A 24,128-nucleotide genomic window follows, 5' to 3' on the forward strand; every position below is an offset into this window, starting at 1 on the left:
GTTCTTATGTCACGTCGTACCGGCAAAATTGTCCTCGCCTTGGTCATCGCTCTCGCAGCACCAATGACCTCGGCGTGCACGGTTCCGCTCGTTATCGATTGCGGACCCGGTTTGACCTGCACCGGCGGATAGCAGTGCAGTAACCGAACGGGCCGCAAAGTAATTAGCGGCCTTTCGTTCGGATATACCTTCGCGTATAGCGAAGTCCAAGAGGTGACCGGCCGGAGCCGCGACAAGGATCGCTGATTCAGTGCGACTCCGGCCGGGATCCTGCACCACACAAGTCATTTCGGGCGGCGTCGGCCCAAGCCCGCGAGCAGGCCGATGGGCGGCAGCGCCTTGGCGCGCGCATCCAGTGAAGTGCCGAGATCCGATTCCTTGCAACGGCTTTCGCCGTGTGGCGTCCCTTCGGCCGCTTGCGGTTGTCGCGCGGCGTTCCGGTATTCGAAGGATTGCCTCGCCTTTCTGCCGGGTGGCGTCGTACGGTGGACATGCGCTGGGAAGATCGCTCCCCAGGCCCACGCGTGAAGAAGGGACAGGCATGTCGCGCCATCGTGTCGTCATCATCGGAAGCGGCTTCGGCGGACTGTCCGCGGCCAAGGCGCTCCGGCGCGCCGACGTCGACATCACCGTGATCTCGAAAACGACCACGCACGTGTTCCAGCCCCTGCTGTATCAGGTGGCCACCGGAATCCTGTCCGAGGGCGACATCGCGCCGACCACTCGACTCATCCTGCGCCGCCAGCAGAACGTGCGGGTCCTGTGGGGCGAAGTCTCGGGCATCGACCTCACCGCGAAGACGGTCAAATCCCACCTGATGGGCATGGACACGGTGACGCCGTACGACAGCCTGATCGTGGCCGCCGGCGCGCAGCAGTCCTACTTCGGCCACGACGAGTACGCCGCCTTCGCGCCCGGGATGAAGAGCATCGACGACGCCCTGGAGTTGCGTGGCCGCATCCTCGGCGCATTCGAGGCCGCCGAGGTCGCCACCGATCCGGCCGAGCGCAAACGCCGGCTGACCTTCGTGGTGGTCGGGGCCGGGCCCACCGGCGTCGAACTGGCGGGCGAGATCGTCCAGCTGGCCGAGCGCACCCTGGCCGGGGCATTCCGGACGATCACTCCCAGCGAATGCCGCGTCATCCTGCTGGATGCGGCGCCCGCGGTGCTACCGCCGATGGGTCCCAAGCTCGGCCTCAAGGCGCAACGCCGGCTGGAGAAGATGGGCGTCGAGGTCCAGCTCAACGCGATGGTGTCCGCGGTCGACTACATGGGCATCACGATCGAGGAGAAGGACGGCGGCAAACGTCGCATCGAATGCGCGTGCAAGGTGTGGGCGGCCGGCGTGCAGGCCAGTTCGCTGGGCGCGATCATCGCCGAGCAGTCCGACGGCACCGAAACCGATCGCGCCGGAAGGGTGGTCGTCGAACCCGACCTGACCGTCAAGGGGCACCCGTACGTCTTCGTGGTGGGCGACCTGATGTCGGTGCCCGGCGTTCCCGGCATGGCGCAGGGCGCGATCCAGGGCGCCAAATACGCGGCCACCATCATCAAACAGGCCGCCAAGGGTCACGACAATCCGGCCGAACGCAAGCCGTTCAAGTACGTCAACAAGGGCAGCATGGCGCTGATCTCCCGCTACAGCGCCGTCGCGCAGGTCGGCAAGGTGGAGTTCGCCGGCTTCGTCGCATGGCTGGCGTGGCTGCTGCTGCACCTGTACTACCTGATCGGCCACCGCAACCGCATCGCCGCCATGTTCGCCTGGGGCATCTCGTTCCTGGGCCGCACCCGCGGCCAGATGGCCATCACCAGCCAGATGATCTATGCCCGGCCGGTGGTGGACTGGCTGGAGCGCCAGGCGCAGGACGGCACGCTGGCGGCGGCCGAGCATGTGGACTCGGCGGAGAAACAGGCCGGCTAGCTCAGCGCCCGATCGATGTCGGCGATCAGATCGTCGGTGCCTTCCAGCCCGACCGAGATGCGCACCACGCCGTCACCGAGCCCGATCGCCGCGCGACCCTCCGGCCCCATCGCCCGGTGCGTGGTGGTCGCGGGGTGCGTGACAAGGGATTTGGCGTCGCCGAGATTGTTCGAGATGTCGATCAACTGCAGCTTGTCCAGCACCTCGAAGGCACGCCCCTTGGCCGCGCTATCCGGGCAGTCGAGCGCGAAGGTGATCACCGTTCCACCGCCGGACATCTGGCGCTTGGCCAGGTCGTGTTGCGGGTGCGAGGACAGGTACGGGTAGCGGACCCAGCTCACCGCCGGATGGCTCTCCAGGAATTCGGCGATCCGGAAGGCCGAGGAATTGCTGTGCTCCACCCGGACCGCCAGCGTCTCAAGCCCTTTCACCAGCACCCAGGCATTGAATGCGCTCATCGCCGGGCCGGTGTGCCGCATCAGCTTCTGCACGGGGCCGTCGATGTATTCCTTGTCGCCCAGGATGGCCCCGCCGAGCACCCGGCCCTGACCGTCGATGTGCTTGGTGCCGGAGTACACCACCACGTCGACCCCGAGCGGAAGGCCCTGCTGCAGCAGTGGCGTGGCAAAAACGTTGTCCAACACCACTTTTGCGCCCGCGGCGTGGGCAAGATCGCACACCGCGGCGATGTCCACCAGCGACTGCATCGGATTCGACGGCGTCTCGAAGAACACCGCCGTTGTCGGCACCGCCAGCGCCTGCTCCCACTGGGCCGGGTCGTCGCCGTCGACGAAGACGGTTTCGACACCCCAGCGCGGCAGGATCTCGTTGCACACCACGAAGCACGAGCCGAACAGGCTGCGCGAGGCGACCAGCCGGTCCCCCGCGCCCAGCAACGCGCCCAATGAGGTGAACACCGCGGCCATGCCACTCGCGGTGGCGAACGCCGCAGGCGCCCCCTCGAGCAGGCGCAGCCGCTCCTCGAACATCGTCACGGTCGGGTTGCCATAGCGCGAGTAGACGAAGTGATCCACCTCGCCGGTGAACGACTGCTCCGCATACGCCGCCGACTCGTAGACGAAGCCCGACGTCAGATACATCGCCTCGGCGGTCTCGTCGAATCTCGAACGCATCAGCCCGCCGCGCACGCCGACGGTCGCCTGGCTGACTCCCTCGGGCAGCGCCGCGGGCGTGCGAACGGAGTCGTCGGCCGGCGTCATCGGTGGTTCAGCCCTGTTTCCAGGGCAATCCGATGGCGCGCCAGCCGGTCTCACCCCGGTGGCCGTTGGCGTCGAGCTGGCCCTCGAAACCGTCCAGGATGTTGTAGGCCGGCGTGATGCCGAGCTCGGTCGCGACCTCGGCGGCGCCGATGGAACGGTTTCCGGAGCGACACAAGAACAGCACCGGCCGCTGCGCGTCGGCTTCGGGCGGCGCCACCTGCTCGCGCAGCTGGTCGCCGAAATTCGCATTGTGCCGTCCGTCGGACGAATTCCACTCCAGGAACAACACCTCACGGCCGAGGCTGGACAGATCGGGCACACCGACGAAGCGCCATTCGGCGTCGGTCCGCACGTCGACCAGCACGGCGTTGGGGTTGTCGCTGAGCAGCTTCCATGCCTCCAGCGGGGAGATGTCCCCGGCATAGGAGTGTGCGCGTTCTGTGCTCATGCTCGTATTCCCTCGTTGCTCGTTGTCAGCCACACTATCCGCGCCCGAGTGCCTCCGCCTGCGGGGGGGCTTTGATTGATGCAGCGTCAGGAGCGCTCGGCGTGAGCGGCAACCCAGGCGTCGACCTGTGTCCAAGTTCGGTCGAGCCAAGGGCCCATTCGAGCGGGCGGTGGAATACGGGAGGCCGGTAACACGACGGTGCGGACGAGCAACTGCCGGTGGATGGGCAGCTGCCACCAGGGTCGGGCCCGGCCGTCGGCGCAGAATCCGTTATGGGTGACCACCAGTATGTTGGCGTTCGGGGCGCCCGCCACTGCGGCGGCGGCGCCGCCGCTGCGCGGCGGCAGTGTGTGGGATTGCCGCAGTGCACGTCGGGCAGCGCGGAAGCCGCGAGTGGCGCGGAGTTGGGTGATCGCGTGGCGCCATCGCGGCCAACTGAAGTTCGCACCCTCGGGAAAAAGCAGCATCGCCTGACCGCCGACGAGCGACTCGGCCAGACCACGGATTTGTCGGCGCGCGCGGTCGCCGCGACCGAGGAAGCAGAGGCCTCCCAGTTCGCCGGCGAAGTCAAGCACCGGCTCACACCGAAGGACGGCTTTGAGCACGATCCTCAGGTGCAGCCGGTATTCGATTACGAGCAGCCACGCCACCAGCACGCTGTCTCCCGGACCGCAGTGGCGTGACAGCACGATCAGCGGCTGACCGCGCGGGATCGCATCCGGGGTCGTCGAGGCCGGATCGAGGACGACCTCTACATCGAGTATTTTGCGCGCTGCGGCATAGACGAACGTGAGAATGTCCTCCATCAGTTGGTCACAGTCACGATTTCCTCCCAAAAGCCTTGCGAGCGTGCGTAGTTCGATGACTGCGTACGCCAGCAGCACACCGACCGTGCGCGGGAGTCGACTCGACCGGGTAAGAAGGCCCGTAATGCCTGCGGCAACCAGCAGCAGCGGCCCCGAGATCAAGACGGCAACCATCAAGATGGTCATCAACGGCACCGTGAAAGCGCGACGCAGCATGTTCATCGGTGCGTCTTCAGGTATTCGCGCGTTGCGTCATAGGCGAGTTCGGCGCGTCCCTCGATCCGGCGGGTGTCGCGGTAGCGCAGGTTCGACCACGTCGCGGGGGGCCGCTGCGGCAAGCCGGTCGGGAGCACGTGGACCGTCACTTCCGAACCTACCCGTTCGAGATCGCTCAGAAAGCGATGACGCCGTGAGATCTCGAAGGCGACGAAAGCGACCTCCCACAAGAACCGCGGTGCGGCGAGATCCTCCTCCAAGCGCCCCACGTGCAGTACCCACACGGTGTCAGCGCCGCGAGCGACCGCCCTACCCAGCGGGATGCTGTTCACCAGACCGCCGTCGAGAAAGTGCTCGTCGCCGATGCGGACCGGGGGGAAGACGCCGGGCAGCGCGCACGACGCGAGCACCGGCTCGACCAATTCCCCGCTGTCGAACCAGTGCTCACGGGCACGCTCGACACTGGCCGCCACGCACTCGAACGGCACGGCGAGATCCTCGAATGTCCGCGCCGGGAGGCGTTCCTCCAGCATCCGGCGTAGGGCGCCATTGCCATGCAGCGCCGTTCTGCGGCTTACCAGGCCGGCAAGCCGACCCACCAGCGAACCGCCGAACATGTCGGTGCGGCCCAGCGCCTCCCACATCTCCAACAACCGTTGGACACCCTCAGGGGTTGGGTCAGCGGCGATGGCCGCACCGTTGATCGCGCCAACGGATGTGCCGCACACCAACTCTGGCTGCACTCCCGCCTCCAGTAGCGCGCGCGCCATGCCGACTTCGGCGGCGCCAAGCATGCCGCCCCCGCCGAGCACGAAGGCGTGGAACGTCATCCAGCATGTATACCCCGTCAACCGCTGCGCACTCCGCCGTGATTTCCTGGCCGGGCGGGCTCGGCAGAGCCACTCGCGCGCGAGACGGGCTGATGCCGAAATCACCTGGCCTTCAAAGAGTATTGAGTGACTCATTGCTGCCTGGCATCCGACTTTGTCTTGTACGCGATCCGTAGCCGTTGTTCGGGTCGCTGGGTTTCAGCCCGCAGGGCGTCTGTGTAGTAGGTCTTATCGGCCTCGGTGAGGGGAGGCTGGACGATGCTTCGGGGCCACAGGCGTCGCGCGCGAACCGCATCGATCTCCATCGCGTAAACGATGACGGTTGCCTGAAGCGCGAGCCAGGCCAGGAGCCCCAACACAACGCCGAACATCCCGGCGACGGCCTGAGCGTGACGAAGTTGGTGGGTGACGATGATCCCGGCCGCGGTCAGTAGGACCTGCCATCCCAATGCACTGATCAGAGCGCCCAACATCATTGAGCGGGTCGACACCTGTTCGGCCGCCGCAACTCGGAAGAGGATGAGGAAGAAGCCGAACCCCAGGGCCGTCCCGACGCCGATGCTGACGATTCGCGCCGGTAGGCCACCAAAACCCAGCGACGCTGCGATCCCCGCGGCGGTGCTGGCAGCACCGGTGACTCCGACGATGAGACCCAGCAGCAACAGCAGCCCGACGGTCCTCGCATAGCGAGGGAAGAAGCCGGGCCGGTCGGCTTTGGGCACGGCCCACACGGTGTTGAGCGTCTTCTGCAAGGCGTGGGCGAACCCCCGGCCTCCAATCAGGGCCCCCCCGATCCCGATAACCAAGGACGGCAATGTGCCGCTGAGATGTTCGACTCCGAGCTGATCGTGGATCTGGCCGCCGATGATGGGAAATTCGGCGAGCGCCGAACTCACGGCCTTCTGATGTAACCCGGGGTGGCTGCGTAGCGCCACTCCGAGCACAGCGCTGAACGCCAACAGAAGCGGAAACGTCGCAAGGAAGGAGTTGTAAGCCAGCAGGGAAACGAGATTCCCGGCTTCGTCGTCGCCGAATTTCTTGATCACCGCGATCGGGAACCCGGCGACGTTGTGCCGCTGCTGCCAGTTGTCAAACCCACGAACGATCCGCTCGGCCGGATTTGTTGCGGTATCGCCCATCGTTCATCCTTCGCCGTCCCCGCCCCCCTTTCGCAGTTGGATACCCGAGAACCCAACGCTTGCACCAACTATGAGCCGCTCGTTGGGGCTGCGGGCCGAATCCAGATTGGGGTCGATTGCCTGGTAGACAGTTGTTAAATAGCGCTCGCGGCGGGTACCCGTTCCCAGGTAAGGAGAGTCAACATGCGAGTGTTGAATGGATTACTGGGGACGGTGTTAGGCATCCTCACGGCTGTGCTCGGTGTGGTGTTAGGGATCCTCGCGGCGGTAGTCTGGCTGGTCGGCCTGGTGCTGTGCGTGACAGTCCTTCTGATTCCGCTCGGGATACCGGTCATGAAGCTCGGCGGCCGCCTCTTTGCCCTCGCCGGTAATCTGATGCATACCCCGTAATATCGCGCACGGGAACGCGTTTGCGTCGTTAGCACGCGCGCGCATCCGATTCTGCGACGCAGTTCCGCCTCGCCCCTGCCGCCCGACCGGCTAGCCAGCGGGGCGGCCGGCTCCCCTGCGGTCCCCCGCCCCGACCCTCCAGCCGATTGGAAGGCAACTGTCCGGTGCGGGGCATCTAGCCCCGAATGCGTTTGCTCGTCAGCTCGGCTGATCGCGGGTCAATCGGCTCTCCCCGAAATGTTTAAGGTTGTGCGGCAGGCCGATTCAACGCGATTGCCACTTCCATAGCCGGCGCCGGCTCGAAGTAGCTAAGAGAGAAATCAGAACGGCAGCGGTGTCGTCTGTTGCAAGCCGCCCGCAAATAGGCCCCCGCCCGGCCGGGGCGTCACCAGCATTCGCTACGCGAAAAACTCTGGCGCAAGTCAAATTTGAGACATTAGTGACACGGCTGACGTTTTTGCCTGCCGCAGGTCCTCCGCCCGGTAATGAGCGGGAGCGGTCTTAGTGCTGGAATGGTTCAGTGCTTACGATCGGTACAGCGTCTCGCGAGATACCCTGCGGCCGAACATGTTTGGGCGCCGCAGCGCGGAATTAGCAAAGGAACTGGAGCTATTCGATCGGCTGCGCTTAATTAAACGCAAGCATAATAGCTCGCCATTCGCTGTTGGTGGTGCGTCGCGGCCTTCAGGCGACCGGGGAGACCGGTACGCAGAGCCGCCGATGCGGGTCGCGGCGGCCCTATGCTCCGACGGACCTCCGTTGCCATCGGCAACCTCACTGCGCCACCTTTCAATTGCGCGCGGCGCGACCCTGGCTGTCAATGGGAGAAATTTGTCGAAGTGCGGCCAAGTTCGAATAAGTAATCAAAACTTCAATTAGACGGACATTTAATAGCACTATCACAAAAAGCACAAATTTAGTTATGTAAGGTTATTAGCTACGCTCCCGGATGTGTGCCAACCCCTCGTGCTGCAATAGCTGAGTGAGGTCATACTACGGCTGAATACGCTGTCCGGCAACCGTATATGGGCTGTCTGGACGGCTGGAGGGGTTGCTGGCCACCAGCTCGAGCGGGACCGGAAAAAACATCGGCAAAATCCAGGCATTGCGATTAACGCCTCCACGGTCGGGTAGACGCCGGTAAGCATCGGCGGAAAACCTCGGAAGGGTTCGGGGGTGCTCCCCACAATTTCAAGCCGGATGCAGTCAACAAATGAACCGGCGCAAGGAGAGAACGACATGGCGAACGGAGTGAAGGTCGCGCTGGCGGTCGGAGCCGGATACCTCTTGGGAAGAACCCGCAAGGGTCGACTCGCCCTGATGCTCGCGGCTGCGGGGATAACGGGCAAATTTCCTGCTCGACCGAGCGACCTCGTGGCGCACGGGCTCAAGTCTCTGGGCGGGTCGGCCGAGTTGGGTCAGTTGGGAGAGCAACTGCGCGGTGACGTGTTGGGAGCCGCCCGGTCGGCCGCGCTCACGGCCGTGACCCATCAGGTCGATTCGCTCAATGATCGACTGCAAGGGGTCACCTCCGCGGTTGGTGCGGACGAGGTGCTCGACGGTGTCGGCGGCACTGTCGGCGACACCCTGAATCTGGGTGGTCGACCGCGCCGGACTTCGTCTGACGACGATGAGTATCTCGACGAGGACCTCGATGAGGATGGGGCCTACGACGAACCGGAGGACGGCGGGGACGAAGAACCGCTCGATGTCGACGAAGTGGACGACGACCTCGATGAGGACGACGACCTCAACGCGACCGACATCGATGAGGACGCGGAGGAGGAGGAAGAGCTCCCGCCACCGGTAACCCGGCGTCGAGCGACTCGTCGGGCCTCCGCACCGCGATCCTCGGTACGGCGCTCGGCACGAGCGACGTCACCCGAGGAACCGTCCGTCAGGGTGGCGAGTCGCCGACGTACGCCAACAGCGACGAAACGTTCAACCGTGCGACGAGGACGGTGAAAACCAATGACGCACACTGCTAAGGGAGCGACACGGCGGCCGGGCCGCGGTAAGCAAACGGCTGAATCGAAGCCGGCATCGGGACAACTGCAGGCTGCGCTGCAACAGCTTGCGGGCACATTTACGGATCGGGCGGTTTCCTCGATATCGGGCCGTCTGAGCGGCGCGACGGAACGCCTGACCGATTATGCGCAGAACGGCGGCGGAAGTGGATTGCTCTCCGCCGTAACGGGTGTCGATGACCTCACATCCCCGGTCAAGACGGCGGTCAAAGCAGGATTGAGCAGTGCCGGCGGGAAAGTCACCGACACTGTCAAGAACGCTGCCGGGTCACTGTTCGGAGGAAAAGGCAAGGGCGGCAAGAAGTCCAAGATCACCAATATCGTCGAGCACATCGACGTCGGTGCCCCCGTTGACCTGGTATACGATCAGTGGACCCAGTTCGCCGACTTTCCGAAGTACATGAAGAAACTGGAACAAGTCGAACAAAAATCCGACGAGAAGCTGCGGTGGAAGGCGCAAGTCTTTTGGTCGCACCGCAGCTGGGAGTCCACGATCACCGAGCAGGTCCCCAACGAGCGCATCGTGTGGCGGTCGAAAGGCGACAAGGGCTACCTCGATGGCGCGGTCACATTCCACGAACTCGCGCGAAATCTTACCCGCGTGGTCGTTGTCCTCGAATACCACCCGCAAGGGTTCTTCGAGAAGACGGGCAATATATGGCGGGCGCAAGGCCGGCGAATCCGACTGGAGCTGAAGAACTTCCAGCGCGAAGTGATGATGCACGCGGTGCTCCACCCCGACGAAGTCGAAGGATGGCACGGCGAAATCCGCGACGGTGAAGTCGTTGACGACGGACGACGGGACGAAGACGGGCAAACCAGAGCCGCTTCGCGCCCGAAGCAACAGCGAGCGACCGACCAGAGTCGCACATCGAAACGCACGAGCACCGGTCGTGCGAGCGGGGCGACGAGCTCCGGCCGCCGTCGCGTCGCGGCCAAAGGGGGGAGACGAGCATGACTACCGCGATCCAGCCCGCCGGCGGCGGCAACGGCGCCGGTGGACCGAGTTCAAGCAGCCTGGCCGACGTGATGGACACCATTCTCGATAAGGGTCTGGTCATCGACGCCTACGTCCGCGTCTCACTCGTGGGTATCGAGTTGCTGACCATCGACGCACGCGTCGTCGTCGCGAGCGTGGACACCTATCTGCGGTTCGCCGAGGCGGTCAACCGGCTCGACATCGCCCAAGACGATCCCAAAGCGGGCCTGCCCGAACTGGTGGACGATGTCACGTCTGGAGCCACCAAGAGCAAGACAGAAGGTGTGCTCGAGGCCGCGAGCGAAAAGCTCGGGGGTCTGCTCAACCAAGACAAGCCGCAGCGGCAGAAAGCGACTCGGGTCCGTAGCCAGCGGGAGGACCGATGACCACCTCACAAGCCGACAGTGCGGTATACGTGTACGGGATCGTGCCGGGCGACGTCGAAGTCGAGAAATCGGCTCAGGGCGTCTGTGATCCGCCTGCGCCGGTCGAGGTCGTCCACGAAGGCGATATCGCGGCTCTTGTCAGCGTCATTCCCACCGATTGCGCGCTTGGCACCCCCGAAGATCTGCAAGCCCACGCAAAGCTGCTGGACGACACGGCGGGCGTCGCGCCCGTCCTGCCGCTGCGGTTCGGTGCGGTGATGACGGACCAGGACGCGGTCGCAGAAGAGCTCCTGCGCGAACATCATGACGAATTCGCGCAAGCGCTCGAAGCCCTTGAGGGTCAGGCGGAATACATCGTCAAGGGCCGCTACGACGAACGAGAGTTTCTCACCCGGCTGCTATCGGAGAGCGACGAGGCGCGGCAGCTGGCCGACGACATACGCGACAAGTCCGAAGACGCGTCCCGGAATTCACGGATCGCGCTGGGCGAGCTCATCGCGAATGCCATTGAGGCGATGCGCAATGCGGACACCAACACGGTGGTCGACGAGGTCGAGGGAATCGCCAGCCAGGTCAACCCTCGCGAACCTACGCACGAGTGGGATGCGGCGCAGGTCGCGGTTCTCTGCGAAATCGAACGCCAAGCCGAGCTGGAAGACGTCGTAGCTCGGATGAACGAGAATGGCGGTGGGCTGATGAAGTTGCGATTGCTCGGTCCGGTCGCGGCCTACGACTTCGTCGTCACGGCCAAAGCGGCGGGCTGAGCGATGGGGCTCTTCACCGGGCTCGTGCTGCTGCCGCTGGCTCCGGTCCGCGGGGTGGTGAAGGTTGCCGAAGTCATTCAGCGGCAGGTGGAACAGGAACTGCACAACCCCGCGCGCACGCGCCGGCAACTGGAAGAACTGCAAGAAGCGCGCGAGCGTGGCGATATTTCGCCCGACGAGGAAACCAAGCTGCAAAAGCAGGTCCTGCAGACGAGAGTCAAGCCGGGGACCCCCGAGCCCCCACCTCCTGAGGAGGACTGAGAACCATGACGCAGCGCGCCCGGGCACGATCACCGCGCGACCGCGAGGGCGACGAGCCATCGTTGACGGCGCGTGACGCCGTCGACCTCGCTAGGGAGATCATCGCCGAAATCACCGACGGAGAGCCGATCAGAATCACGTCAGCCGCACCCACCGACGACGGCGGCTGGGTCGTCGAGGTCGAAATCATCGAGGACAGGCGCATTCCGTCGTCCGCGGACATGTTGGCGCTGTACGAAATCGAGCTCGATCCCAGCGGAGAAATGCTGGCCTATCAAAGAACTCGACGCTATATGCGCGGCCGGGCGGACAGAGGAGGTACGTCGGAGTGACGATCTCCCCTGGCAACGATTTCTCGCCGGTGCAGCAGACGTCGGGCTCGGCGCTGTCCAATCCACAGTCGACCAACCTCGGCGACATCTTGGAGCGGGTGCTGGACACCGGCATCGTCATCGCCGGCGACATCCGGGTCAATCTCCTCGACATCGAGCTGCTGACGATCAAGCTGCGTCTTGTGGTGGCGTCTCTGGAGACGGCCAAGGAAGCCGGAATCAATTGGTGGGAGAACGATCCCTGGCTGACGGGAAAGTCATCGCAATTAGAGCTTGAGAACGAACGGCTGCGCGAACGCATCGAAGAGCTCGAAAACGGGAGTGGCCGGCGGCGCGCGGTGGCGGACCGAGCCGCGGAGTACGGGGATGTCGACTGAAGGTGTCTGGGCATATGCGGTCGTCCGCGCCGAAACGGCGGAGCAGGGCTTCGCCGGCTTTCACGGCGTCGCGGGTGAACCCGTACGGGCGGTGCGAGGTACCGGTCTAACAGCCGTCGTGGGGACCGTCGGGCTTGGTGAATTCGGTGAGGAACCGTTGCGCCGGAATCTCGAGGACTTGGACTGGTTGGCCGCAACGGCACGTGCTCACGACGCTGTCATCTCTGCGATCGCACGACGCGGTCCGGTTGTTCCGATGCGGATGGCCACGGTGTTCCTCGACGACAATCGGGTTCGCGAGCTGCTGGAAGCCAGGCGTGACGAGTTCGTTGCCGGATTGGATCGGGTCACCTCACGGGAAGAGCTCGGTGTCAAAGCGTATGCCGACGCCAAAGTACTCACCGGCGAGAACGAACCGGGTGATCGTCCGGGTGAAAAGCTCTCGGGCACAGCGTATTTGATGCGGCGGCGGCGTGCACTCGCCTCCCAGGACGATGCGTTTCGCCTGGCGGCCGAACATGCCGGACGCATTCATGCCGGGCTGTTGAAGCACGCAGTCGACGGAAAACGCAGGCCTGCAAGCGATCACCGCCTTTCTGGAAGAGAGGGCTGGACGGTGCTCAACGGTACGTACCTGGTTGAAAGAGGTGAGGTCGACGCATTCAGAGCGGCGGTCGCCGCGATGGACCGGAACACCCCGGGCATCGAACTGGAGATCACCGGGCCCTGGCCGCCGTATTCGTTTGCCGGCGATGTGGGCGGCTATGCCTGAGGCACTGCCCGCTGACAATAACCGAGAGGTCGCTCTGGTCGACCTGCTTGACCGCGTGCTCGCCGGCGGAGTGGTGATAGGTGGCGACATCACCTTGTCCATCGCAGACGTGGACTTGGTCGTCATCTCGCTGCGCGCTCTGGTCTCATCAATCGGTTCGCTGCTGCCCACGGACGAATTGGTTGACGGTGGTGCCGGATGAACGAACCGAAGTACCCCGCGCGGCGCACGGACGTCGACGCAACGCGCCAGCGCATAAACTCCGATCCTGAATCGGTGGAACGCGGTTTGGTAAGCCTGGTGCTCACCCTCGTGGAGTTGCTTCGTCAGCTCATGGAACGTCAGGCCATTCGGCGGGTTGACCGCGGCGGCTTGACGGACGAGCAGATCGAGCGCATCGGGACGACATTGATGTTGCTGGAAGAGAAGATGACCGAGTTACGCGAACATTTCGGTCTCGCACCGGAGGACCTCAACATCGACCTTGGTCCACTCGGCCCCCTGCTTCCCAGAAACAACTGAAAGGCGAGCCCGGCTGACACGTCAGCCGGGCTCGTGAAGGGCGACCGTCAACGTCTCAGGATGCCGGACCGCCTTCGTCCGAACTTGGCGGCGACGATGCCGACACCGACCGCCGCAACGATGACCTGAACCAGCAGCTCCAGCCAGTCAATTCCATTGGTGCCCGTCGGAATACCCATCGCGCGAGCCAGCGCCGTGCCGACGAACGCGGCACCAATGCCGACGAGAATCGTCAGCCAAATGGGGATGTGTTGCTTGCCTGGAACGACGAGCCGTCCGGGTGCGCCGATCACCAGTCCGATGAGTATCGCGCTGATGACACCGTGGATTGCCATGCCGTCCTCCCACCAGTGATATGAGATGTGCCTCAGATACCCGCGTGTGCGGCAACTAAACTCATGTCTAGTAGTCCCGCCGGCCCGGTGGGCGCGGCGGCCTGACTACGAGGCCGATGGCGCGGTTCCCAACGCGGCAGCTACCTGGCCGGCGCGCTCGCGGGCGGCCGCCACCTCCGGCGCGGTCGCCAAAGCCCGGTAGCCCCGCCCGAGCACCCGCAGGTCACTTTCGGGGATGCTCAGAGCGCCGGTCAGCGCGGCGGGGTCATGCGAGTCGACGGGGTCGATGGCGCGGGCGGCGGCAGGCGACACCATCATGGTGTCCACCGGCAGGCCGAGGATGGTGCGGGCCTGCAATTCGAACGCCGAGAGCCGCTGACTGCGCAGCGTCACCCAGGCGCTGTCGGTCGGGCGTGACGTCACGTCGGCGAAATACACTTCGTCGCCGTTGACCATCAATTCGACCGCGAAGACGCCGCGCCCGCCCAGCGCCTTGACGATCCGCGCGGCGATCGACTTCGCGGCGTCCGTGGCCGCCGCGCTCATCTTCTGGGGTTGCCAGGATTCCAGCACCTGTCCCGCGGAGCCGCGATGACCGATGGGCGAACAGAATTCGATCGCCGGACCGGCCGGGCCTTCGCTGCGTACCGCCAGCAGCGTCACGTGGAACTCGACCTCGACCACGGTTTCGGCCAGCACCCGCGGCTGCCCGGGGCCCGCGTGGGCGCCGATCGCGCGTTGCCACGCCGGCCCGAGGTCTTCGCGCCGCGCGGCCACCGACTGCCCCGGCCCGAGCGGCCCGGCCACCGGCTTGACCAACAACGGATATCCGGCGTGCGCGCCCACCGCCTCGAGTTCGCCCAGCGACCCGGCGAACCAGAACGGCGCGGTGGGCAGACCCAACTCGTCGGCGGCGAGCCGGCGCAGGCCCTCGCGGTCCGCTGTGAGTCGCACGGCGCGGGCGCTGGGCACCAGCTCGGTGTGGTTGGCGCCGGATCCGCTGGCCAGGGCGTCGAGGGCCCCGGCGGCGACGCTGTCGGCCGCGGTCACCACGAAGTCGGGTTGCAGCCGCTGCAGCGCTGCGGACAGCTGCGCGGCGTCGGTCAGCGGGAGCACCAGGGCCTGATCGGCCACACCGTGCGCGGGTGCGTGCGGGTGCGCGTCGACGGCGATCACCCGGGCCCCGAGGCGCCCCAGGTCGATCGCCAGCTCCCGGCTGATCTCGCCGGCACCCAGCAGCACCACCGTCGGCCTGCCGTCGGCGGAGGTGTCCGGCTGGGTTTCGGCGCGCGCGGCGGGTTGCTGGGGTACCACGAGTGCCGTGGTTTCGTCGTCTCGTCCGTCCGTCACGCCGTCAGTCACGGCTCAAGGATAGGTCGGTTCCCGCGGTGCGCCGTCGCGCTAGGGCTGGCCTGGGAGTAACTGCACCATCAGGCCGTTGGCCTCCGCCAGCAGCGCGCCGTCGGCGTCGACCAGTTCCGCGGACACGAACGCTTTGCGCCCCTCGGTGCTGGTGACCCTTCCGCGCACCACCAACGGCGCGTCGATCGGGGTGATCTTGCGGTAGTCGACGTGCAGGAACGCCGTGCGGCTGATCGGCCGGTTCGAGGCGTGCGACACCATCCCGAACATGTGGTCGAACAGCAGCGGCAGCACGCCGCCGTGCACCGCGTAGTTGCCGCCGACGTGAAACCGGGTGAAATGGCCCTGCATTTCGCAGCCGTCGGGCTCATAGCGCGTCAACGTCCACGGCGGCAGCAGCAGACTGCCCATGCCGGGCAGGTCCGGCGTCCGCCCGGCCGGGGCCCGGCCCTCCACGGCGGCCTGAAACGGGCCGAGCAGCTCCGTCAGCGCCGCGACGCGGTCGGCCGCGTCGTCCCACATGGCGTCGTCGGGGTCGGCCGACACGGCGAGATCCTGCAGCCGGCGCATGGCCGCCACGAACCGCCCGAAGCCGGGCCCGGGGTTGGCCACCCCGTATTCGGGAAAGCCGCCGTGGTGTTCGTATTCGGGGTCGAGGTCTTTGGGATCCTGGGCGGCATCCGTCACGGACGGGCCGCCAGGACGTCGCGGCGCACGATGGTCTGTTCGCGCCCGGGCCCCACGCCGATGCACGAAATATGTGCTCCGGCAAGCTCTTCCAGCCGCAACACGTAGTCGCGCGCCTTGGCGGGCAGGTCGTCGAACTCCCGGGCGTGCGAGATGTCCTCCCACCAGCCGGGCAGTTCCTCATAAATCGGTTCGGCGCGCCCCAGATCGCTTTGCGTCATCGGCATCTCGTGGATGCGGGCCCCGTCGATCCGGTAGCCCACGCATACCGGAACCGTCTCCAGGCTGGACAGCACGTCGAGCTTGGTCAGGAAGAAATCGGTGATGCCGTTGACCCGGGTGGCGTAGCGGGCGATGACGGCGTCGAACCAGCCGCAGCGGCGGCGCCGGCCGGTGGTGACGCCGAATTCGCCGCCCGTCTTGGACAGGTATTCGCCGCTCTCGTCGAACAGCTCGGTGGGGAACGGGCCCGAGCCGACGCGGGTGGTGTAGGCCTTGAGGATTCCCAGCACCGCGGTGATCCGGGTGGGGCCGATGCCCGAACCCACGGCCGCGCCGCCCGCCGTCGGATTCGACGACGTCACATAGGGATACGTGCCGTGGTCGACGTCGAGCAGGGTGCCCTGCGAGCCTTCCAGCAGCACGGTCTCGCCGGCCTCGAGCGCTTGGTTGAGCAGCAGCCGGGTGTCGGCGATGCGGTGCCTGAAGCCCTCGGCCTCCTCCAGCAAAGCCTCGACCACCTGGTGGGGATCCAGCGCCTTGCGGTTGTAGATCTTGACCAGGATCTGGTTCTTCAGCTCCAGCGCGGCTTCGACCTTGTGCGTCAACACTTCCCGATCCAGCACGTCGGCGACCCGGATGCCGATGCGCGCGATCTTGTCCTGGTAGCACGGGCCGATGCCGCGGCCGGTGGTGCCGATCTTCTTGTTCCCCATGTAGCGCTCGGTGACCTTGTCGATGGCCACGTGATAGGGCAACAGCAGGTGCGCGTCGGCGGAGATGAGCAGCTTGGAGGTGTCGACGCCGCGGTCTTCGAGTCCCTTGAGCTCGTCCAGCAGTACGCCGGGGTCCACCACCACACCGTTGCCGATGACGTTGGTGACACCGGGCGTGAGCACCCCCGACGGGATCAGGTGCAGCGCGAAGTTCTCCCCGGTGGGCAAGACGACGGTGTGCCCCGCGTTGTTGCCGCCCTGGTATCGCACCACCCACTGAACGCGCCCACCGAGCAAATCGGTGGCCTTACCTTTGCCCTCGTCGCCCCATTGGGCGCCGATGAGGACGATTGCCGGCATGACACGCTCCAAACTGATCTCGCCTGCGTATTGTGGTCCAGCCGGTGACCCACCCTAGCCTGGCGACCGTGCGGGCCGCCGACGGCCAGCTGAGGAGCCGGGCAAATCAGCTTAAGCCAGGACGTGGCGAGACCGGGGTGACAGAGCCGGTAAAGGCGGCCATCGGGTGCGGCGAGCTCACCCGTACGGTGCCGCGACCGGAGCGCCGGCCGCCGCCGGCGGCTTGGCCGCGCATACGCCGGTCCGGGTGGACGCGTCCAACATGAGGCACAGGCCGTTGGCGCCACGACCGCTCTTCGGGCCCGACCAGCTTGGATGCACCGGCTTCCCGTTCCAGCTGATCAACGTCCAGCCATCGTGGGGGCTGCCCTGGATCACGACGATGCCCGTATTGGGCAGCGGGTCGAAGAGCAGGAGCAACGGATCGGGGTTCTTCACGCTCATCATCGTCCCGACGCCGATGGCGAATTCGCTGGAGAACGCCACCTCGGTGATCCTGCCGTTCGCGGCGCGGACCGGGTTGGCGAGGGCACTGGAATACATCGTCTGGAGCACGTCATTGAACCGGCCGGCGTTGGTCGCGGCGTTGCCGTACACGGTTTGGAGCGCGCCGTCGAAACGCCTGCGGAACTCGAACCCGTTGGAATCGGTGGAGCCGGGAGCCAGCATCGGCACGATGCGTAGCCCGAGCATCCACGCGACCGGGGCCAGCAGGTACGCGAGCCCTCCGAGGCTGACCTGCGGCTGGCCGTTGAAAGCGCCGGCGTCGATCTCGTTGAGCCCCGGCAGTGCCTGCACGTTCATGCCCAACGCGGAGGCCAACGGCGCCGCGGTCTGCTGTGTCCTGATCAGCTGCGACGCGAAGATCGCGGCGACGGGGCCCTTCGCCGCGAGAACGCCGGCGACGGTCTGCGCCTGTTGCTGACCGAGCGCGGTGAGCGAGGCGCCCGGCGGCGCCGTGTCGATCAGGCTCGCCGCGTTGGCTGTCGACTGCCCGTGTCGCACCAGGTCGATCACGATCGATTCGTCCGCCGAGGCTGTCGCAGATGCACTGCACAGCAGGACAATCGAAAGCAGCACGGCGCCAACGGGGCACAGCGGCTTCGTCAGCAACGGACGCGCGCGGGGCCGGCACCCGACACGAGCAATGCGGTTCGCGCGGTTGACAAGATGGCGGTAAGTCGGCGAATGGTAATTCTCCGTTCCCTCAACCACTCGTGGCGGGATTCCGCGCAACGTCAGCCCTGTGGCAGGAGTAAAGTATCCGCTTGTTTCCCGGCGGCGTTGCAACAACTTTCGCAGTCCGACACCATGTTGTGACTGTGTCGTTATGGCGAGTGCCCTTCGACATCGAGGGTCATGTCTCGCCAGAGATGTTGGACGACAACGGCATTGGCCGCTTCTTGATTGGATGGACTGTGACGCAAGGAGATCGAGGCGCCGCGATCCTGCTGTTCGGCCAACGGCGCACCTACCGACCGTTGCGGGGCATCCAAACCCACCGCGTCGCCGGTGAAACCGACATCGATGCCGCGATCGGTCCATACCAGCGGCTGATAGTGCTGGGCGGCGACCCCGACCTGGCCGCGGTGCTCACCCGGCTGCTGCGCGCCGAGCGGCTCGACGTCGAGGTGGCCTACGTGCCGCGCCGCCGCACCAGGGCCACCCGGATCTACCGCCTGCCGGCCGGGTACCGGGCGGCGCGGCGGGCCCGGCGCGGTGCGGCGCGCCGGGTGACCCTGATCCGCGACGAGACCGGGTCGGTGGTCGTGGGGCGGGCCGGCTGGGTGCCCGCGGATGACGCGCGGTCGATCCACGGCGAGGCGGTGGTCGACGACACGACGTTGTTCGACGGCGACGTCGAACGCGTGTGGATCGAGCCGCTGCCCGCCGCGCCGGGCCTGCGGGCCGCGGTCGCGGGCCGCCCGTTGCCCCGCTGGGTCACCGGGCGCGCCGCCCAACTGGGCAGCACGGGCGTCGCCGTGGTGCGTGACGGCGTCGCCGCGCCGCGCGCCGCGCGCCGCTCGGCGTTCTACCGCAACATCGAGGGCTGGCTGCTGGTCGGCTAGTTTCGATCGGTGAGCTTCCCCTCCTCCCAGCACGAGTCGGTACGGCCCAGCCCGATCTTCCTGGGCCTGATCGCGCTCACGGGTGTCGGCGCCGCGCTGGCCTGGTCGGCCGGGATCAGCACGCGGCCACTGGCCTATGCCGGGGTGTTCGTCTTCGTGATCGCCGGCTGGCTGGTGTCGCTGTGCCTGCACGAATTCGGGCATGCGTTGACCGCCTGGCGGTTCGGCGATCACGACGACGCCGTGCGCGGGTATCTGACGCTGGACCCACGCCGCTACGCCCATCCGGCGCTCTCGCTGGTGCTGCCGATGGTGATCATCCTGCTGGGCGGAATCGGCCTGCCTGGCGCGGCGGTCTACGTGCGCACCTGGTTCATGACGCCCGCCCGGCGCACCATGGTCAGCCTGGCGGGCCCGGCGGCCAATCTGGTGCTGGCGGCGCTGCTGCTGGCCGTGACGCGGTTGTTCTTCGACCCGGCGCACGTGGTGCTGTGGTCTGGGGTGGCGTTCCTCGCGTTCCTTCAGCTCACCGCGGTGTTGCTGAATCTGCTGCCCATCCCGGGCCTGGACGGATACGACGCCCTGGAACCGCATCTGAGTCCCGAGACCCAGCGCGCGCTGGCTCCGGCCAAGCAGTGGGGCTTCGTGATCCTGCTGTTCTTGCTCCTGGCACCCGTGCTCAATCAATGGTTCTTCGGGGTCGTGCTGTCGTTGTTCGACGTGTCCGGCGTGCCCGACGTCCTGGTGGGTTGGGGCAACGCGCTGACCCGCTTCTGGAGCCGCTGGTTCTGACCCTTGCCATATATGCGCTATTGCGCATATATTTCGCGCCATGGGCGCAGGCCACAACCACACCCCCGCCGTGACTGACGACGCTCGGCTGATCCCGCGCATGATCATGGCCGCGGCGATTCTGGCGGCGTTCTTCGTGGTGGAGCTGGTCACCTCGTTGCTGATCAACTCGATCGCCCTGCTGGCCGACGCCGGCCACATGCTGACGGACGTGGTCGCGGTCTTCATGGGGCTGGCCGCCGTCACGCTGGCCCGCCGCGGCAGCGCGTCGCCCGCCCGCACCTACGGCTGGCATCGCGCCGAGGTGTTCACCGCCGTCGCCAACGCCGGGCTGCTGATCGGCGTGGCGGCGTTCATCCTCTACGAGGCCGTCCAGCGCCTCAGCGAGGCTCCCGCCGTCCCCGGCGTGCCGATGATCGTGGTCGCGCTGGCCGGGCTGGCCGCCAACTTCGTCGTCGCGCTGCTATTGCGTTCCCACTCGTCGGGCAGCCTGGCGGTCAAGGGCGCCTACATGGAGGTCGTCGCCGACACCGTGGGCAGCCTGGGCGTACTGATCGCCGGTGTGGTCACCGTGACCACGCACTGGCCCTACGCCGACGTGGTGGTGGCCGTGCTGGTCGCGCTCTGGGTGTTGCCGCGGGCCGTCGCACTCGCCCGCGACGCGCTGCGGATCCTGTCCGAATCGTCGCCGACCCACATCGACGTCGAGGAACTGCGCACCGCGCTCGGCGCCGTCGACGGGGTCATCGACGTGCACGACCTGCACGTGTGGACGCTCTCCCCCGGCAAGGACATGTGCACCGCGCACCTGATCAGCGCCGGCGACTCCGCGCGGGTGCTGCACGACGCGCGCGCGGTGTTATCGACGCGCGGGCTGGAGCACGCCACCGTTCAGATCGACTGCCCCGATGACACCGACTGCTCAGACAGCTTTTAAAGCCCTAGCGCCTTGCGCGCCTCGGGGTCGCAATCGTCGAGCAGGTCCAGGCAGCGCGAGTACTCGTCGGTTTCGCCGATCGTGTCGGCGGCGCGCGCCAGGGCCGCCACACACCGGAGGAAGCCGCGGTTGGGTTCGTGCGCATACGGCACCGGTCCGAAGCCCTTCCAACCGTTGCGGCGCAGCTGGTCCAGGCCGCGGTGATAGCCGGTGCGGGCGTAGGCGTAGGCGGTGATGGCCTGGTCGTCGGCCAGGGCCTGCTCAGCCAGCTCCGCCCAGGCCACGGACGCCGTCGGATGCGCGGCCGCGACGATGCCGGGCTGCTCACCGGCCAGCAGTTCCGCCTCGGCATCGGCATCTCCGGGCAGCAGGATCGGGTCGGGCCCGAGAAGATCTCCCATCGGCGTCATGGCTCCATTCTGCAGCTCGCCCCTTTTGCCCGCGTGACGCACCTCGGCCATCGTCCCGTGCCGGGTACTCGGTCGCTAAGCTCTGCAACTACCCCACGAAGCGGGAGGACAGTAGTACTCATGCCCAACCCATCCGAACCCGACCGCGGCGGCACGCCGCAACGGCCCGGGTTCGACCCACGCGAGTCTCGCAACGAACCCGCCGACGAGTGGGGGGCCGAGTCCGGCTTCGAAACCGGAGACGACGCCACCGAGAGCGTCCCCATGGTCCCGAGCGACTCCGAGACCGAGACCGTGGTGATCAACAGACCCGACCCGCACAGCGGCCCGCAGGAAGTACCGGACGGCCCGCAGCGCGAACGCCGCTTCACCGCGCCGGGCTTCGACGCCAAGGAAACCGCGATCATCTCCACGACGGCGGAGCCCGCCACCGAGGTCTTCGCGTCGCCGCCCGGACAGGACGGCACGGCGCAGTTCGGGATCCCACCGAAACCCGCTGTCCCGCAATCGATCCCGCCCCGGCTCGGCGGGAAGCTGCGCACTTCCCGCCAGATCAACTGGGGCTGGGTCCTGGCGATCGTCGTGATCGTGCTGGCGCTGGCGGCGATCGCGATCCTGGGCACGGTGCTGCTGACCCGGGGCAAACACACCAACGTGTCGCAGGAAGACCGGGTTCGGCACACCATCCAGAACTTCGACGTCGCGATCCAGCGCGGTGATCTGACCACGCTGCGCACCATCACCTGCGGCACCACCCGCGACGGCTACGCCGACTACGACGAGCACGCCTGGGACGAGACCTACCGGCGGGTGTCGGCGGCCAAGCAGTATCCGGTGATCGCCAGCATCGATCAGGTAGTGGTCAACGGCCAGCACGCCGAGGCGAACGTCACCACGTTCATGGCCTACGACCCGCAGTTGCGGTCCACCCGCAGCATGGATCTGCAGTACCGCGACGACCAGTGGAAGGTCTGCCAGTCCGACAGCGGCTAGCCCGCGCCGAGTGACCTTCCGGCACAGTGCAGGTCGGTGCAGGCCTGGACCACCCGCTCGGACATCGACGCCTCGGCCTTCTTGAGGTAGCTGCGCGGGTCGTAGACCTTCTTGACGCCGACCTCGCCGTCGACCTTGAGCACGCCGTCGTAGTTGGCGAACATGTGCCCGGCGATCGGGCGGGTGAACGCGTACTGGCTGTCGGTGTCCACGTTCATCTTCACCACGCCGTAGCGCAGCGACTCCTCGATCTCCGACGTCAGCGAACCGGAACCGCCGTGAAAGACGAAGTCGAACGGCTTGGCGCCCTCGGGCAGGCCCAGCTTGGCCGCCGCCACCTGTTGGCCCTGAGCCAGGATGTCGGGCCGCAGCTTGACGTTGCCGGGCTTGTAGACGCCGTGCACGTTGCCGAAGGTGGCGGCGAGCAGGTACGTGCCGTGCTCGCCGTGGCCCAGCGCGTCGATGGTCTTCTCGAAGTCGTCCGGCGTGGTGTACAGCTTGTCGTTGATCTCGTGGGCGACGCCGTCCTCTTCGCCGCCGACCACGCCGATCTCGATCTCGAGGATGATCTTGGCGGCCGCCGCCTCCTTGAGGAGCTCCTGGGCGATCGTCAGGTTCTCGTCGATGGGCACGGCCGAGCCGTCCCACATGTGCGACCCGAACAGCGGATCTTCACCCGCCGCCACCCGCTCGGCCGAAATCGCCAGCAGCGGGCGGACATAGGCGTCCAGCTTGTCCTTGGGGCAGTGGTCGGTGTGTAGCGCAACGTTGATCGGGTATCTGTCCGCAATGCAACGTGTGAACTCGGCCAGTGCCACCGCACCGGTGACCATGTCCTTGACGCCCAGCCCGGACGCGAATTCTGCACCACCGGTGGAGAACTGGATGATCCCGTCGCTGCCCGCATCGGCGAAGCCTTTGATGGCCGCGTTCACGGTCTCCGACGAGGTGCAGTTGATCGCAGGGAAGGCATACGAGTCGTCCTTGGCGCGTCGCAGCATCTCGGCGTAGACCTCGGGCGTGGCGATGGGCATCAGACACCTCCTGACGGCTGCTCCTACCCAACCACGGATGCCTGGTCGGCGGCTACCCGGCAGACCGGCGTGCGGGTTAGTCCGGCCTTTGTGCGGGCCAGGGACGTTTCGCCGGTATGTTGAGGAATCATGAGCACCGCCGTGACGGCCCTGCCCCACATCTTCGACCCGATGTATTGGTTGGGCGCCGACGGCGTCTTCGGGTCCGCGGTGCTGCCCGGGATCCTGGTCATCGTCTTCATCGAAACCGGGCTGCTGTTTCCGCTGCTGCCCGGCGAGTCGCTGCTGTTCACCGGAGGCCTGCTGGCCGCGCACCCGAACCCACCGGCCAGCATCTGGGTGCTGGCCCCCGCCGTCGCGACCGTGGCGATACTGGGCGATCAGACCGGGTATTGGATCGGCCGGCGGATCGGCCCGGCGCTGTTCAAGAAGGAAGACTCCCGGTTCTTCAAGAAGCACTACGTGACCGAGTCACACGCCTTCTTCGAGAAGTACGGGCCCTGGGCGATCATCCTGGCCCGATTCGCGCCGTTCGTGCGGACGTTCGTCCCGCCCGTCGCCGGGGTGTCCTACATGCGCTACCCGGTGTTCCTGGGCTTCGACATCGTCGGCGGCATCCTCTGGGGCGGCGGTGTGACGCTGGCGGGCTACTTCATGGGCAACGTGCCGTTCGTGCACCACAACCTGCAGAAGATCCTGCTGGCCATTCTGATCGTGTCGCTGATGCCCGCGTTCATCGCCGCCTGGCGCAGCCACCGGGGGCGCAAGCACGCGCCGAGCACAGACGACCGGGAATCCGAGCGGCTGCCGGCGGCCGAGTAGCC

29 protein-coding genes are annotated in these 24,128 nt (G+C 66.4%); 17 read left to right on the forward strand and 12 right to left on the reverse strand.

What is annotated here, in order from left to right:
* Positions 1 to 541 precede the first annotated feature (541 nt).
* Positions 542 to 1,921, forward strand: coding sequence for an NAD(P)/FAD-dependent oxidoreductase (locus A5708_RS11695; protein ID WP_065028788.1), 1,380 nt, complete (start codon positions 542 to 544; stop codon positions 1,919 to 1,921).
* Here the strand turns inward: A5708_RS11695 and A5708_RS11700 are convergent.
* The 5 genes from A5708_RS11700 to A5708_RS11720 all read right to left on the reverse strand — a co-directional run bounded on the left by A5708_RS11700 (position 1,918) and on the right by A5708_RS11720 (position 6,580).
* Positions 1,918 to 3,141 (reverse strand): O-succinylhomoserine sulfhydrylase, encoded by a 1,224-nt coding sequence (locus tag A5708_RS11700; RefSeq protein WP_065028789.1) that lies wholly within the window; start codon positions 3,139 to 3,141, stop codon positions 1,918 to 1,920. The two genes, A5708_RS11695 and A5708_RS11700, sit on opposite strands and share 4 nt — an antisense overlap.
* Before the next feature lie 7 nt (positions 3,142 to 3,148).
* The gene (locus tag A5708_RS11705; protein WP_065028790.1) at positions 3,149 to 3,589 is read right to left on the reverse strand and encodes a rhodanese-like domain-containing protein; all 441 of its coding nucleotides are present in this window, start codon (positions 3,587 to 3,589) and stop codon (positions 3,149 to 3,151) included.
* An 86-nt stretch (positions 3,590 to 3,675) separates the two neighbouring features.
* The gene (locus A5708_RS11710; protein WP_065028791.1) at positions 3,676 to 4,617 is read right to left on the reverse strand and encodes a 1-acyl-sn-glycerol-3-phosphate acyltransferase; all 942 of its coding nucleotides are present in this window, start codon (positions 4,615 to 4,617) and stop codon (positions 3,676 to 3,678) included.
* On the reverse strand, positions 4,614 to 5,441 hold the full coding sequence (locus tag A5708_RS11715) for a patatin-like phospholipase family protein (protein WP_065028792.1): 828 nt from the start codon (positions 5,439 to 5,441) through the stop codon (positions 4,614 to 4,616). Before A5708_RS11715 ends, A5708_RS11710 begins: the two co-directional genes overlap by 4 nt.
* Positions 5,442 to 5,572: 131 nt before the next feature.
* On the reverse strand, positions 5,573 to 6,580 hold the full coding sequence (locus tag A5708_RS11720) for a YhjD/YihY/BrkB family envelope integrity protein (protein ID WP_065028793.1): 1,008 nt from the start codon (positions 6,578 to 6,580) through the stop codon (positions 5,573 to 5,575).
* A 183-nt stretch (positions 6,581 to 6,763) separates the two neighbouring features.
* Here A5708_RS11720 and A5708_RS11725 point away from each other — a divergent pair, with 183 nt between their 5' ends.
* The 11 genes from A5708_RS11725 to A5708_RS11775 all read left to right on the forward strand — a co-directional run bounded on the left by A5708_RS11725 (position 6,764) and on the right by A5708_RS11775 (position 13,390).
* Complete coding sequence (locus tag A5708_RS11725; RefSeq protein ID WP_064954635.1) at positions 6,764 to 6,970, forward strand: hypothetical protein; 207 nt, start codon at positions 6,764 to 6,766, stop codon at positions 6,968 to 6,970.
* A gap of 1,251 nt (positions 6,971 to 8,221) precedes the next feature.
* Positions 8,222 to 8,935 carry a hypothetical protein gene (locus tag A5708_RS26765; protein WP_155765981.1) on the forward strand — a complete coding sequence of 238 codons (714 nt, stop codon included), beginning with the start codon at positions 8,222 to 8,224 and terminating at the stop codon, positions 8,933 to 8,935.
* Positions 8,936 to 8,941: 6 nt separating this feature from the next.
* Positions 8,942 to 9,955, forward strand: coding sequence for an SRPBCC family protein (locus A5708_RS11735; protein ID WP_081292917.1), 1,014 nt, complete (start codon positions 8,942 to 8,944; stop codon positions 9,953 to 9,955).
* A complete protein-coding gene (gene gvpJ / locus A5708_RS11740) occupies positions 9,952 to 10,362 on the forward strand; it encodes a gas vesicle protein GvpJ (protein WP_065028795.1) in 411 nt (136 codons plus the stop codon). Before A5708_RS11735 ends, gvpJ begins: the two co-directional genes overlap by 4 nt.
* Positions 10,359 to 11,126, forward strand: coding sequence for a GvpL/GvpF family gas vesicle protein (locus tag A5708_RS11745; RefSeq protein WP_065028796.1), 768 nt, complete (start codon positions 10,359 to 10,361; stop codon positions 11,124 to 11,126). The genes gvpJ and A5708_RS11745 overlap by 4 nt, the downstream gene beginning before the upstream one ends.
* A 3-nt stretch (positions 11,127 to 11,129) precedes the next feature.
* A complete protein-coding gene (locus A5708_RS11750) occupies positions 11,130 to 11,387 on the forward strand; it encodes a gas vesicle protein GvpG (RefSeq protein WP_065028797.1) in 258 nt (85 codons plus the stop codon).
* A gap of 5 nt (positions 11,388 to 11,392) precedes the next feature.
* Positions 11,393 to 11,719 (forward strand): gas vesicle protein GvpO, encoded by a 327-nt coding sequence (gvpO, locus tag A5708_RS11755; RefSeq protein WP_065028798.1) that lies wholly within the window; start codon positions 11,393 to 11,395, stop codon positions 11,717 to 11,719.
* Positions 11,716 to 12,096, forward strand: coding sequence for a gas vesicle protein (locus A5708_RS11760; RefSeq protein ID WP_065028799.1), 381 nt, complete (start codon positions 11,716 to 11,718; stop codon positions 12,094 to 12,096). Before gvpO ends, A5708_RS11760 begins: the two co-directional genes overlap by 4 nt.
* Entirely contained in the window at positions 12,086 to 12,868 is a 783-nt protein-coding gene (locus A5708_RS11765) for a GvpL/GvpF family gas vesicle protein (protein WP_065028843.1), read from the forward strand. The genes A5708_RS11760 and A5708_RS11765 overlap by 11 nt, the downstream gene beginning before the upstream one ends.
* A complete protein-coding gene (locus tag A5708_RS11770) occupies positions 12,861 to 13,070 on the forward strand; it encodes a gas vesicle protein (RefSeq protein WP_065028800.1) in 210 nt (69 codons plus the stop codon). Before A5708_RS11765 ends, A5708_RS11770 begins: the two co-directional genes overlap by 8 nt.
* Complete coding sequence (locus A5708_RS11775; protein WP_065028801.1) at positions 13,067 to 13,390, forward strand: gas vesicle protein K; 324 nt, start codon at positions 13,067 to 13,069, stop codon at positions 13,388 to 13,390. Before A5708_RS11770 ends, A5708_RS11775 begins: the two co-directional genes overlap by 4 nt.
* Positions 13,391 to 13,437: 47 nt before the next feature.
* On the opposite strand, the gene A5708_RS11780 is transcribed toward A5708_RS11775, so the two are convergent.
* The 5 genes from A5708_RS11780 to A5708_RS11800 form a co-directional block, all read right to left on the reverse strand.
* The gene (locus A5708_RS11780) at positions 13,438 to 13,725 is read right to left on the reverse strand and encodes a GlsB/YeaQ/YmgE family stress response membrane protein (protein ID WP_065028802.1); all 288 of its coding nucleotides are present in this window, start codon (positions 13,723 to 13,725) and stop codon (positions 13,438 to 13,440) included.
* Positions 13,726 to 13,830: 105 nt separating this feature from the next.
* Positions 13,831 to 15,087: a formate-dependent phosphoribosylglycinamide formyltransferase gene (gene purT / locus A5708_RS11785; protein ID WP_065028803.1), complete on the reverse strand. Its 1,257-nt coding sequence runs from the start codon at positions 15,085 to 15,087 to the stop codon at positions 13,831 to 13,833.
* A gap of 39 nt (positions 15,088 to 15,126) precedes the next feature.
* A complete protein-coding gene (locus tag A5708_RS11790; RefSeq protein WP_065028804.1) occupies positions 15,127 to 15,774 on the reverse strand; it encodes a PaaI family thioesterase in 648 nt (215 codons plus the stop codon).
* Positions 15,771 to 17,069 (reverse strand): adenylosuccinate synthase, encoded by a 1,299-nt coding sequence (locus A5708_RS11795; RefSeq protein ID WP_065028805.1) that lies wholly within the window; start codon positions 17,067 to 17,069, stop codon positions 15,771 to 15,773. Before A5708_RS11795 ends, A5708_RS11790 begins: the two co-directional genes overlap by 4 nt.
* Positions 17,070 to 17,246: 177 nt before the next feature.
* Entirely contained in the window at positions 17,247 to 18,182 is a 936-nt protein-coding gene (locus tag A5708_RS11800; RefSeq protein ID WP_065028806.1) for a histidine phosphatase family protein, read from the reverse strand.
* A 305-nt stretch (positions 18,183 to 18,487) separates the two neighbouring features.
* Here A5708_RS11800 and A5708_RS11805 point away from each other — a divergent pair, with 305 nt between their 5' ends.
* The 3 genes from A5708_RS11805 to A5708_RS11815 are packed head-to-tail and all read left to right on the forward strand — an operon-like array spanning position 18,488 to position 20,867.
* Positions 18,488 to 19,138, forward strand: a complete 651-nt coding sequence (locus tag A5708_RS11805) for a peptidase M50 (RefSeq protein WP_065028844.1) — start codon at positions 18,488 to 18,490, stop codon at positions 19,136 to 19,138.
* Positions 19,139 to 19,147: 9 nt separating this feature from the next.
* The gene (locus A5708_RS11810) at positions 19,148 to 19,930 is read left to right on the forward strand and encodes a site-2 protease family protein (protein WP_065028807.1); all 783 of its coding nucleotides are present in this window, start codon (positions 19,148 to 19,150) and stop codon (positions 19,928 to 19,930) included.
* Positions 19,931 to 19,970: 40 nt separating this feature from the next.
* Positions 19,971 to 20,867 (forward strand): cation diffusion facilitator family transporter, encoded by an 897-nt coding sequence (locus A5708_RS11815; protein WP_065028808.1) that lies wholly within the window; start codon positions 19,971 to 19,973, stop codon positions 20,865 to 20,867.
* On the opposite strand, the gene A5708_RS11820 is transcribed toward A5708_RS11815, so the two are convergent.
* Positions 20,864 to 21,277 (reverse strand): DUF3151 domain-containing protein, encoded by a 414-nt coding sequence (locus tag A5708_RS11820; protein WP_065028845.1) that lies wholly within the window; start codon positions 21,275 to 21,277, stop codon positions 20,864 to 20,866. The genes A5708_RS11815 and A5708_RS11820 overlap by 4 nt on opposite strands.
* Before the next feature lie 120 nt (positions 21,278 to 21,397).
* Here A5708_RS11820 and A5708_RS11825 point away from each other — a divergent pair, with 120 nt between their 5' ends.
* Positions 21,398 to 22,270, forward strand: coding sequence for a hypothetical protein (locus A5708_RS11825; protein WP_065028809.1), 873 nt, complete (start codon positions 21,398 to 21,400; stop codon positions 22,268 to 22,270).
* Here the strand turns inward: A5708_RS11825 and fbaA are convergent.
* Positions 22,267 to 23,304 carry a class II fructose-bisphosphate aldolase gene (fbaA, locus tag A5708_RS11830; protein WP_065028810.1) on the reverse strand — a complete coding sequence of 346 codons (1,038 nt, stop codon included), beginning with the start codon at positions 23,302 to 23,304 and terminating at the stop codon, positions 22,267 to 22,269. The genes A5708_RS11825 and fbaA overlap by 4 nt on opposite strands.
* Positions 23,305 to 23,433: 129 nt before the next feature.
* Between fbaA and A5708_RS11835 the strand changes: the two genes are divergently transcribed.
* Positions 23,434 to 24,126, forward strand: coding sequence for a DedA family protein (locus tag A5708_RS11835; RefSeq protein WP_065028811.1), 693 nt, complete (start codon positions 23,434 to 23,436; stop codon positions 24,124 to 24,126).
* Positions 24,127 to 24,128: the final 2 nt, after the last annotated feature.

This window comes from Mycobacterium colombiense (assembly GCF_001672755.1).
In the GTDB taxonomy this organism is placed as follows: Bacteria; Actinomycetota; Actinomycetes; order Mycobacteriales; family Mycobacteriaceae; genus Mycobacterium; species Mycobacterium colombiense_C.